The organism is Flavobacterium sp. CYK-55, from assembly GCF_018413465.1.
Lineage (GTDB): Bacteria > Bacteroidota > Bacteroidia > Flavobacteriales > Flavobacteriaceae > Flavobacterium.
Genome location: NZ_JAHCDK010000003.1, coordinates 57,876 through 70,823, shown reverse-complemented (window position 1 = coordinate 70,823; position 12,948 = coordinate 57,876). Strand labels below are relative to the sequence as shown.

7 protein-coding genes are annotated in these 12,948 nt (G+C 36.2%); all 7 read left to right on the top strand.

Translation table 11 applies throughout. From position 1 onward, the window contains the following. The first annotated feature begins 216 nt into the window (after nt 1–216). The 7 genes from KIH23_RS04865 to KIH23_RS04835 all read left to right on the top strand — a co-directional run bounded on the left by KIH23_RS04865 (nt 217) and on the right by KIH23_RS04835 (nt 12,491). Nucleotides 217–693 carry a hypothetical protein gene (locus KIH23_RS04865; RefSeq protein WP_213211557.1) on the top strand — a complete coding sequence of 159 codons (477 nt, stop codon included), beginning with the start codon at nt 217–219 and terminating at the stop codon, nt 691–693. Between the two features lie 449 nt (nt 694–1,142). Further along, nucleotides 1,143–2,711, top strand: a complete 1,569-nt coding sequence (locus KIH23_RS04860; RefSeq protein ID WP_213211554.1) for a type I restriction-modification system subunit M — start codon at nt 1,143–1,145, stop codon at nt 2,709–2,711. Then, on the top strand, nt 2,695–3,894 hold the full coding sequence (locus tag KIH23_RS04855; RefSeq protein WP_213211553.1) for a restriction endonuclease subunit S: 1,200 nt from the start codon (nt 2,695–2,697) through the stop codon (nt 3,892–3,894). Before KIH23_RS04860 ends, KIH23_RS04855 begins: the two co-directional genes overlap by 17 nt. Nucleotides 3,895–3,896: 2 nt before the next feature. Beyond that, nucleotides 3,897–5,759 (top strand): DUF262 domain-containing protein, encoded by a 1,863-nt coding sequence (locus KIH23_RS04850; protein ID WP_213211551.1) that lies wholly within the window; start codon nt 3,897–3,899, stop codon nt 5,757–5,759. Continuing rightward, complete coding sequence (locus KIH23_RS04845) at nt 5,756–7,900, top strand: DUF262 domain-containing protein (protein WP_213211549.1); 2,145 nt, start codon at nt 5,756–5,758, stop codon at nt 7,898–7,900. The genes KIH23_RS04850 and KIH23_RS04845 overlap by 4 nt, the downstream gene beginning before the upstream one ends. A 66-nt stretch (nt 7,901–7,966) precedes the next feature. Further along, nucleotides 7,967–9,304 carry an ATP-binding protein gene (locus tag KIH23_RS04840; protein WP_213211547.1) on the top strand — a complete coding sequence of 446 codons (1,338 nt, stop codon included), beginning with the start codon at nt 7,967–7,969 and terminating at the stop codon, nt 9,302–9,304. A 1-nt stretch (nt 9,305) separates the two neighbouring features. Further along, nucleotides 9,306–12,491, top strand: a complete 3,186-nt coding sequence (locus KIH23_RS04835; protein WP_213211545.1) for a type I restriction endonuclease subunit R — start codon at nt 9,306–9,308, stop codon at nt 12,489–12,491. Nucleotides 12,492–12,948: the final 457 nt, after the last annotated feature.

Sequence of the window (12,948 nt, the reverse complement as noted above, 5' to 3'; positions counted from 1 at the left end):
AAAACTGTGACAAATTTGAATTTTACTTTTTATTTGTCACAAAAAATTTTGCAGATCGCGATGATGTTAGTGACTGAGATGCTGAGTGACTGAGAAGCTGAGATACTGAGAAGCTGAGATACTGAGTACCTGAGTGACTGAGAAGCTGAGATACTGCGCTCCACGAATGAAGCGTGTCATTAATTCTAACTTCTGAGTTCCTGACGATTCTTTGTAGTGTGTAGCTCATTCAACATACAACATACAACATACAACATACAACATTCAACATACAACATTCAACATACAACATTCAACATTCAACATACAACATACAACATTCAACATTCAACATACAACATACAACATTCAACATACAACATTCAACATACAACATTCAACATACAACATACAACATACAACATACAACATTCAACATACAACATTCAACATACAACATACAACATTCAACATACAACATTCAACATACAACATTCAACATTCAACATACAACATACAACATTCAACATACAACATACAACATTCAACATACAACATTCAACATTCAACATACAACATTCAACATACAACATTCAACATACAACATTCAACATACAACATTCAACATACAACATTCAACATTCAACATTCAACATTCAACATACAACATACAACATAAAATCATCCCTTCTACCCCAAAGCCCAACGGGCTAAAAAAGTTACGAAGCTTAGTCTGAAACCTAATTCTTAATTCCTAATTCGTAATTCGTAATTAGCTGAGTGCCTGAGACGCTGACTGCCTATGCCCGATAGCAGCAAATAGTATTAACACAGTTGGCAAATCCACGCTATCGGGTATGAGAGAACAGAAAGCTTGACGATTACACAATTCAAAAAATCAACAATCAAAAATCAACAATCGTTAATCGTTAATCTCTAAACACTTCCGTAAAATCCCCTCCACAATTAGGGAAAACCCTAATAAAGCATGTGCGAATATGCTGTAATATTGTGTACAAAATATTTTTCTGAGCGTTTTTGATGGGCACTACCCCTAGCAAACCGTGGTGGCAGATGCGTGAAAGCGCCCGAAAAATAAGGGCGCGAGTACTTGGGGGTGTGGGAGAAATTTGGTAGGTTTGAGCAAACAAGATGAATTAAAAATGACAAAACAAGTAAAGGCAAAAAAAGAAAAATCAATTGAAGAAACCCTTTGGGATTCAGCCAACAAACTCCGAGGCACGGTTGAATCATCTGAATACAAACACGTAGTATTGGGGCTTATCTTTTTAAAATTTGCCGGTGATAAATTTAACGAACGCCGTAAAGAGCTCATAGCCGAGGGTAAAGAAAAATTCCTCGAGATGAAAGAGTTCTACAACATGCAGAACATCTTTTATCTGCCCGAAGAAGCGCGTTGGAGTACCATTACAGAAAACTCCAAACAAGCCGATATTGCTTTAAAGATTGATACGGCACTGCATACCATCGAAAAAAACAACCCTTCGCTCAAAGGGGCATTGCCTGACAATTACTTCTCGCGCCTGAATATGGATGTGAGCAAATTGGCAGCCCTACTCGATACCATTAACAACATTGACACCCTACGCGATAAGGAACAAGACATTGTTGGCCGCGTGTACGAATACTTTTTAAGCAAGTTTGCCTTGGCCGAAGGAAAAGGAAAAGGCGAATTCTACACCCCAAAAAGCATCGTCAACCTCATCGCCGAAATGATAGAACCCTACAAAGGAACGATTTACGACCCTGCTTGTGGCTCAGGCGGAATGTTTGTACAGAGTATTAAGTTTATTGAAAGCCACCACGGCAACAAAAAAGAGATTTCTATATACGGCCAAGAATATACAGCAACCACCTATAAACTGGCCAAGATGAACTTGGCCATACGGGGTATTGCCGCCAACTTGGGCGATGTACCTGCCGATACCTTTGGCAAAGACCAACACCCCGATTTAAAGGCCGACTTTATCATGGCCAACCCGCCCTTTAACCAAAAAGACTGGCGTGCGGCCGATGAGCTCACCGATGACCCGCGTTGGCGAGGCTATGACGTACCTCCTACCAGCAATGCCAACTACGGTTGGATCTTAAACATGGTGAGCAAACTCTCTGAAAATGGCGTAGCCGGTTTTATCTTGGCCAATGGCGCTTTAAGTGGCAGTGGCACCGAATACGAAATACGCAAAAAACTGATTGAAAATGATTTGGTAGAAGCGATTGTGATTTTGCCTCAAAACATGTTTTATACTACTGGTATTAGTGTAACACTATGGATCTTAAATAAAAATAAAAAAGCAAGAACAGTAGTATTACCCGAAGAAACACGTAACTACCGCGACCGTCAAAATGAAATACTGTTTTTTGATTTACGCCAAAAAGGAATCCCATTTGAAAAGAAATTTACCCAGTTTTCTGAAGAAGAAGTTCGTGACATCGCTAAAACATATCACACTTGGCAAACCGATAAAGAGGCCTATACAAATGAAGATGAGTTTTGCTACAGTGCTACCAAACAAGAAGTAGCTACCAAAGACTACTCTTTAGTACCCAGCAAATACATAGCCTTTGTAAACCGCGATGAGCAGGTAGACTATGACAGTAAGATGAAAGCCTTACAGCAGGAAATGACCGATTTGTTGCGGGAAGAAGCGAAGTCAAAAGACGATTTACTAACCGTTTTTAAGGAATTAGGGTATGACATCAAGTTATAAAAAGTTGGGTGACTATATAAAAGAAGTTAATGTCAAAAACACGGATTTATCAGTTACCAATCTTATCGGTGTTAGCATCGAAAAAAAATTCATAAAATCGGTTGCAAATATTATTGGGACTGACATGTCCAACTATAAGTTAATTACTAAAAATCAATTAGCTTGTAAGTTAATGAGCGTTGGTAGAGATGAAAAATTACCAGTTGACTTATACTTAGAGAATGAAGCTTCTTTAATTTCTTCTGCATATTATGTATTCGAACCAAAAGACAAGAACGAGCTGTTACCAGAGTACTTAAAAATGTGGTTGTTTAGAAGTGAAACTGATCGTTATGTTGGTTATGTGAGCGGTGGCGATGTCCGTGGTGGAATATCATGGGATACCTTTTGTGAAATTCCAATTAAAATCCCTACACCTGAACAACAACAACAATTGGTTAACGAATACCACACACTTCAAAAGCGTATTGATTTAAATAATCAATTGATTGCTACATTAGAACAGACGGCACAGACAATTTATAAGCAGTGGTTTGTGGAGGGGATTGATTTAGAGAATTTGCCTGAGGGGTGGGAAATAAAGAAGCTTCAGGATTTTTGCGATATCAAAGGAGGTAAAAGATTACCGAAAGGTGAAGAACTTAATGATAACAAAAATGGTAATCCGTACATTAAAGTTGCTGACATGACAAAAAAGAAATTTGTTGTTTTGAATAATTCATTCCAATATGTTGCAGATGATATTCAAAAGTCAATATCTCGATATATTGTTCAAAATGGTGATATTATAATTTCGATTGTAGGTACAATAGGACTTGTAAATATAATTGATAGCTCTTTGGATGAAGCTAATCTCACCGAGAATTGTTATAGATTAACAAACTTTAAAACTGTCCATTCTGACTATATATATTACTATCTAATTTCACCTTTAGGTAAACAAGAAATTGAATTAAGAACTGTTGGTGGAGTTCAGGGTAAGTTGCCAATGTATAATGTTCAATCACTACCCATTGTACTCCCAAATGAAGATTTATTAGAAAAATTTGAAAAAAGTTTAAACCCAATAAATAAATCACAAGCCGTATTAACAAAAGAAAATCAAAAACTAGAGGAGTTGAAGGAGTTGTTGTTGGGTAAGATGGCTAAAGTTGAGGGTAAATTAGAAACTATAGAAAACTAGTCATGGCAGAACTAATCTATAGTGTAAATCAAGTTTTTGGCAGTTATCTCAATGTTGGGCAGCAATACAATATCCCAGAATATCAAAGGGGCTACAAGTGGAGTGCACAACAAATTGAGCAGCTACTGAATGATATCAATGATTTTGAAACAGATGGCGATGAAGACTTATTTTACTGTCTGCAAAATATAACATTGGTATCTCAAAAAGATACCAAGGAGAAAATAAATGTTGTTGATGGACAACAAAGACTAACCACTATTGCGCTACTGCTTACTTATTTAGGTGTATATGAAAAGGTAGAAGGGAAATTAATATATGCAGTAAGAGAAACATCCAATAATTTTATTCAACTGCTCATTACTGAATCAGAATTTTTAGAATCAGTTTTAGAGAGCACCGATTTTCAGAATTTTGTTGAAGAAAAAGGTAGTGATTTTGATTTTCAGGACATTTTCTTTATGTATAATGCTATTAAAACTTTTCAGCATTGGTTTACTATGAATCCTAATGTAAACAAGGAAAGTTTTAAAAGCAAAATTCTAAACAATGTAAAGCTGATTATAAACAGAATAGAAAATATCTCAGAGCAGGAGTTGTTTATGAATTTAAACACCGGAAAAGTCCCTTTGGATGGAGCTGACCTGATACGTGCCATTTTGATTACCAGAGTTGCCAAACAAGAAATGGAACTCTATGACCCGAAAAATATTAAGGATGTTGTTAGATTAAACGAAAGAAGAATACGAATTGGATGGGAACTGGACGAGATAAATCAATGGTGGAATCAGGAAAATGTGAAAGAGTTTTTTCTTCCATTCGTGAAAATATTTACGGATGCTGAGGAGACCATAAGTTTTGATTTTAATATTAATGCTATTAACCTATTATACAGTTTATGGCTGCAAAGTCTTAAAAAAGAATATAGTGATGTTGAAAATAAATATAAATCAGTAAAGCTGAAATATTTTGAAACAAAAAAGATCAGTGCTTTAAAACTGTATCACGATATTTTATCACTTCACAGAACTCTGGTTGATTGGTATGATGATAGGACAATATATCATTACTTAGGTTATTTGGCTAGCAACAGCCCTACTTTTAACTTCAGAAGTATTGTAAATTTCTGGAATAATAAATCCAATACCCGTGATCAATTTAAAAATGAATTGAAAAGATTAGTTACGGTCACAGCATTTGGCGTTGAGGGCAAGCCTAAGCAAGGATTTGAATATTGGAAAGGGAAAATACTTGATTATAATACAGGTGAGAAAACAAATTGGTATGACAGTAAACAACTTGAAAAAACACTCGTCTTATTAGATATTATTGACCTTTCAGAAAATGAGTACTTACCATTTTTAAAATCGACCCATTTTAAGAAAAATGATGAAGATAAAGAGCATATATATCCTGCTACTCCCAAAAGCATAAAAGAATTAAAAAATAATGATGCTCATGGATTAATCAACTCCTACTTACGAAAATTAAATTTAACTGAATTGACAGAAACCGAGGAGGAATGGATGGAATTGGATGAATATGAAAAGGAAGAAATTTTAAATAATTTGTCTAAAAAAATTCATGAGGAAACCAATATCAATTCTATTGGGAATTTAGTTTTACTACATTATAGTATAAACAGAGGTTTTGGTAATGATTATTATATTGACAAAAGAGCTAGCGTGATAAAAAATACCCAGCTAGGGAAATATGTTAGACAACACACATTAAAAGTATTTACTAAACAACTAAATTCATCAGAAGATTTAAATGATTGGACGATGAACGACATTGCTAATAATGCTAACAAAATAGCATTGTCATTAGAGGCTTTTGTGCAGAAAAAACACGAGCAGGTATGAAGACTAAAAATTATTTAAAAGAGCAAAATATTTTATTCCTATTGTCTCAGAACAATTTTATTATTCCTGAGATTCAAAGAGAGTATGTTTGGGGAAATAATCCAAAGGTATTACTCAATTTTATTGAAAATATCAAATCTAAAGCTTCTGATGGTTGTTTAAGTTGTGGTACCCCAACAAATAAATCAAAAATAAACATTGGTTTTTTATATACTTATAAGCCCGATTATGTAACAATAGATAATGAAAGGTTTTTAGATGAAAATTTAATTGATGGACAGCAAAGGTTTACCACACTTTTCTTATTGTTGTTTTACTTCAGTATTAAAGAAGTCCGAAAAGATGATTTTTTAAACCTAATTCGTTATGAAGAATTACTCTCAATGGCATTTGATTACAAAGTCAGGAATTTAACACATAGGTTTTTACTCGAACTCGTAGAAAAGAGCGATACTGTTGAACAATTATTAAATCTGCAAGGACAAACATGGTTTTTAAATGATTATAAAAAAGATCCTTCTATAAAGGCAATTATTAAAGCATTGGAAATAATATGCTCTTTTTTTGTTGCAGACAAAACAATATATTTTGATTACATATTAAGCTACGTAAGGTTTTGGCATTTTAAAACTGAAGCAACATCTCAAGGGGAAGAATTATACATAACCATGAATGCACGAGGAGAAGCTCTTTCAAAAAATGAGGAGACAAAGGCATCTATCATGGTGAAAGATGATCAGCAAAATGAATGGGGAAAAAAATGGGAAAACTGGCAGGACTTTTTTTGGAAACGAAAAGGTCTCCATAATTCGAATTCAGACTCTGGGTTTAATGAATTTCTAAGATGGGTTCAAATTATAGAAATGACTGAACAAAATGAAGATATTAACAACGATGACGATGATGAAAATGCTGAAAATGTAAAAGAGATTATCCGGTTAATTCAGGCTGACGAAATTGAATTAAAAAACCAGTATTTGACTTTAGAAATCCTTGAAAAATATTTTAAAGCATTGGACTATATCTTTAATGAATACCATGCAGACACAAAAACACTGGAAACAATCTACACCATTAAAACTGACCTATTGCCATTGCGCTTGTTACATCCTGTAAAAAAGCATATCGAACAAATGGAGTGTTTTCTGCTGCTTCCCGCTATTCTTTATTGCAAAAAGTTGATTGATGCAGGTAAGCCTATAAACAATCAAAATCTTTTCAGATTAATTCGTTTTTTGAGCACGTATAAAGATGATGTTACAATCAGAAAAACTATTAACAAACAGGTCATTAATGCATTAAAAATGGTGACCAATCTTTTAGAGAATTCAGACGATATTGCAGACATTACTTTATTAAAGCGATCATTAGTCTCCAAATCAATATTAACAAACGATGTCGATTTTAAATTGAGAATATTCAAAGCCTTTAAAAATAGAAATGAGATTGAAGATTTATTCTGGAAATATGAAGACCATACAGTAAACAAAGGAAAAATTGGCCATTTGATTCAGGCATCTTATTTTAATCAGGTATCTATTTTAAATTTTGAATACAAACGAGATTATACTAATGTAAGCGTAGAAAATTTTAATTTAGAGATTTTTAAAAGCATTGCTGAAAAGTTTGCCATACTATTTGAAGATAATGATAATATATCTAACAAGATTTGGTCATTACTTTTGTTGTCTGGTTATTTTAAAAAAGGGAACTATTACAACGTTCATGATTTGGTAGTCTGTCCCAATTCAGATAAAGAGGCGGTAATACAAAATAAAAGTTTTTTAAAGCATCTTCATCTATTGAAAACAAATCAAACGTTAGCAAATTATATTGAACAGACAAACAAGACTTTTTTTGATCAATATAAGGAAATTGAAGATTTAAAGAATGAAGACGATTATATAAAACAGATATTTGTCTATCAACTAGCATTAAGAAGCATAAATAATTGGAATTGGTCTAAAGGAAAAAATTTTGGTATTTTTAATAGAAATAAAGATAAAAATTTTAATTGTTTCTTTAATCACAAATATCAGTATCAACATTATATACAAAGATGGCAAGGTGCTGAATATAATTTTTTTGAACATTCGAAGATGAATGTTACCAAGTATTTAAAAACAAACAATATTTTCTAATGAGTATTAAAATGAAATCCACCAAAACCCAACAATTATAAAATAGACTACACCAACCCATACCCCATGAGCGAATCGCAAAATATAGAATGGAAGCAATCCTGGCATGACGACTACCTAAAATGGATTTGTGGTTTTGCCAATGCTATTGGAGGTACCATCTATATTGGTAAAAATGATGCGGGTGAGGTAGTGCATTTAGATAACTATCAAAAGCTTTTAGAAGACATTCCGGCCAAAATACGCAATTATATGGGTATTGTTTGTGATGTACAATTGCTTGAGGAAGCAACAAAGAAATACATTCAAATAAAAGTAAACCCGTATACGGTTCCGGTTTCGCTAAGAGGTCGCTACTATTATCGAACCGGCAGTACCAAAATAGAATTAACCGGGGTAGAACTCAATGAATTCCTACTCAAAAAAGCCGGAAAGACTTGGGATGATGTGATGGAAGAAAGTGCGAGTCTTGCTGATATTGCCCCTGAAAGCGTGGCTTTTTTTAAAAAGGAGGCCGCGGTTAGCGGTCGTTTACCCAAAGACCTACTGGATTTACCTTTACCAGAAACCTTAGAAAAACTTCGATTGGCCCACGGAAACCAAATCAAGCGTGCCGCGCTTATTTTGTTTGGAAAAGACCCCAACCGGTTTTATCCGAACTGTAAAGTTAAAATTGGTCGCTTTGGCAGTACCGATGCTGATTTACGATTTCAGGAAGTTTTAGAAGGGAATCTATTAGAATTATTAAGTCAGGTTCCTGAACTACTAAATGCCAAATTCTTAACCAAACCTATTGTTTTTGAAGGATTGCAACGCATAGAAAAAGAGACCTATCCTGTTGCCGCCCTGCGCGAAATGCTGTTAAATGCGTTGGTACACCGTACTTATATGGGCGCTATGATTCAGATTAGGGTATATGATGATAAGATTACTATTTGGAACGAAGGTACTTTACCCGAAGGCATGACTCTTGAAAGTTTGAAAGGACACCATGTATCGAGGCCCAGAAACCCCATAATTGCCGATGTTTGTTTTAAAGCCGGCTATATAGATTCATGGGGGCGCGGCACCATTAAAATTTATGAAGCCTGTCAAGAAGCCGGACTTCCTGAACCCGAAATCACAGTGTTAGATGGTGGTATTTTAGTTACCTTACACCATGAGGCAGCAGGTGGTCAAATAGGTGGTCAAATAGGTGGTCAAATAGGTGGTCAAATAGTTACCGAAAGACAAAAAGAAGTATTGCAGTTACTACTACAAAAAAATACCATCACCAGAAAAGAACTGGCCAAACAACTCGGGATTGCCGAATCAGCCATCCAAAAGCATCTGAAAGCATTAATCAATGCCAAAGTAATTAGCAGAGTGGGAACTAAAAACGGATATTGGAAAATAGAAAATTAAAATGAAATTCACCGAAGCCCACTTAGAGCTCTCTTTTATTGACTTGTTAACCCAACAGTCTATGCAGCACCGCAATGGTAAAAGCCTTCGCAAAGCTGAGACCAGTGGTTTACAAGAGCCTGAGAAATTATATGGGCACATTGCCACTGAAAATGTATTGTTGCTAGACGAGCTCAAAAACTTTCTCAAAACACAATACGCCCCACACAACATTTCCGCGTCTGAAATTGACTCAATTGTCCGCAACCTTGAACGATTGCCCGCTTCTGATTTGTATGAATCAAATAAAGCATTCATGAAGTTGCTCTCAGATGGCTTTGTTTTAAAACGAGAAGATACCCACCAAAAAGACATATTCATTCAGCTGATTGATTTTGCACAACCGCAAAATAATACCTATACCGTGGTGAACCAATTGGCCATTAAAGGCTATGAAATGCGCATCCCCGATTTGATAGTGTATATCAATGGGTTACCGCTGGTGGTTTTTGAGTTTAAAACCGCCATTCAAGAAGAAACCACCATACACGATGCGTATATTCAGCTAACGGTGCGCTATAAAAGAGACATCCCCGAGTTGTTTAAATACAACGCTTTTTGTGTGATCAGCGATGGCGTGAATACCAAAGCAGGTTCATACTTTGCGCCTTATGATTTTTACTATGCCTGGCGCAAAATAGCCGGTATGGAAAACGAAGCCGACGGCATTGACTCCATGTTTACTTTGATTCAAGGCATGTTTCATCAAGACCGTTTGTGCGATATTATTCAGAACTTTATCTACCTGCCCGACAGCAGCAAAAAGAATGAAAAAATAGTGTGTCGCTACCCGCAGTATTATGCGGCTAATAAATTGTTTGACAACATCATTCAAAACCAAAAACCGCAAGGCAACGGAAAAGGTGGTACTTATTTTGGCACGACCGGTTGCGGCAAAAGTTACACGATGTTGTTCTTATCGCGCTTGTTGATGCGCAGCACGCATTTTAAAAGCCCTACCCTTGTGCTCATTACTGACCGCACCGATTTAGACGACCAACTTTCGGCACAGTTTACCAATGCCAAAGGTTTTATAGGCGATGAAAACATTGTTAGTGTAGAAAGCCGCTCTCACCTGCGTGAGTTGTTACAAGGGCGCAACAGTGGCGGGGTTTTCTTAACCACCATACACAAATTTACCGAAGACACCCAACTCCTCACCGACCGCTTTAACGTGGTTTGTATCTCTGATGAAGCGCACCGCAGCCAAACCAACTTAAACCAAAAAGTAAAACAAGTAGATGGCGGTATCAAAAAATCATTTGGCTTTGCCAAACACTTGCACGACTCTTTGCCCAATGCAACCTATGTAGGGTTTACCGGTACGCCTGTTGATGCCACCATTGATGTGTTTGGCGAGATTGTAGACGCGTATACCATGCGCGAATCAGTAGCCGATGAAATCACCGTACCGTTGGTGTATGAAGGGCGCGCAGCCAAAGTATTACTACACAACGACAAACTCAAAGCAATAGAATCATACTACGAGCAATGCGCAGAAGAAGGCAGCAACGAAAACCAGATTGAAGAGAGCAAAAAAGCCATGTCACAAATGAATGTGATATTGGGTGACCCTTCCCGTTTAAAAGCCTTGGCAGAAGATTTTGTAAAACACTACGAAAAACGGGTTGAAGAAAAATCAACCGTATGCGGTAAAGCTATGTTTGTGTGCAGCAGCCGTGAGATTGCTTATGCCTTTTATCAAAATATACTGGTGCTCCGCCCCGATTGGGGTATGGCTAAAACAGCCGAACACCCCGAGCAACTGAGCGAAAAAGAAAAACGCGAGTTGGTACCGATTGAAAAAATAAAAATGGTCATGACCCGCAGTAAAGACGATTCTAAGGCGTTTTACGATTTGTTGGGCACCAAAGAATACCGCAAAGAATTAGACCGCCAGTTTAAGTTTGAACATTCAAACTTTAAGATAGCCATTGTAGTAGATATGTGGCTTACCGGATTTGACGTACCTTTTTTAGATACTATATACATTGACAAACCCATACAACGCCACAACCTGATACAAACCATATCGAGGGTTAACCGCAAGTTTGAAGGTAAAGAAAAAGGATTGGTCGTTGATTATATCGGTATCAAAAAACAAATGAATATGGCCTTAGCGCAATACAATAACAACGCGACCGACAACATAGATGAAGTGGAACAATCGGTAGTCATTGTGAAGAATCATTTAGACTTGTTAGACAAGTTGTTTCATAAGATTGATACCTCATTATACTACACCGGCAGACCGTTGGAGCAATTGCAAACGCTGAACAAAGCGGCAGAATTTGCCCAAACCACCAAAGAATTAGAAAACCGCTTTATGAATATGGTCAAGCGGTTAAAGGCAGCCTTTGATATTTGCTCGGGCAGTGAATTAATCACAGCTATAGAAAAAGACCACATTCATTTTTATATAGCCGTGCGCTCAATCATCTATAAACTAATCAGAGGTAATGCACCCGATGCAGCACAAATGAATGAGAAAGTTCGGGTGATGATTCAACAGGCCATCGAGAGTCAGGGCGTAGAAGAAATCTTTAAACTCGGAAATGAAGAAGCCCATGAAATTGACTTATTCTCAGATGATTATTTAGCCAAACTAGATAAAATAAAGTTGCCGCATACCAAGTTCAAACTATTGCAAAAGTTACTAGAACAAGCCATTGACCGCATGAAAAAGGTCAATAAAGTTGCAGGCATTGATTTTTCAAAACGATTAGAATACATCGTACAACGCTACAACGAACGCAAAGAAAACGATGTACTGCGCAGCGAAGTTTTAGAAGATTTTACCGATGAAATTATTGCCTTATACTACGCTATTAAAAAAGAAAACGAAAGCCTTGAAGAACTGGGCATCAACATTGAAGAAAAAGCATTTTACGACATTCTAAAAATGCTAACCCTAAAATATGACTTCGCTTACCCCGAAGAAAAGCTATTGACCCTGGCTAAAAAAGTAAAAGAAGTAGTTGATGACAAAGCCAAATATACTGATTGGAGCAAACGCGACGACATCAAAGCCGAACTGAAAGTTGACTTAATCATTCTACTGGCCGATAATGACTACCCACCGGTGGATCGTGATGAAGTTTATAAGGAGATTTTTGAGCAAGCTGAGCATTTTAAGAAGAATAGATAAAAGTAAAAAGCCTCTATGAGAGGCTTTTTTATTTCAAGCCCACCAACATGCAATACTGGATAGGTACAAACAACGACCACTCCATTTTTTTGTGACAAAATTTTAAAAAACTTTTTTTTGTCACAAAATCTGTGACAAATTTCAAATTTACTTTTATTTTGTCACAAAAACTGTGACAAATTTGAACTTTACTTTTTTTTTGTCACAAAAAATTTTGTAGATCGTGCTGATATTAGTGACTGAGCGGCTGAGTTTGTTAATTGTTAATCTTTATGCGCAGCTTCTCAGGCACTCAGCTTCTCAGGCACTCAGGCACTCAGCAAATTACGAATCGGGCTTCAATCTAAACTTCTTAAACCTTTTACACTTTTTAAACCTATATTGGTTTCTCGGTTACACCAATGTTTCAGAAATCAACCATAGTTATTCTTTAATCGTTAATCGTTAATCTTCACTC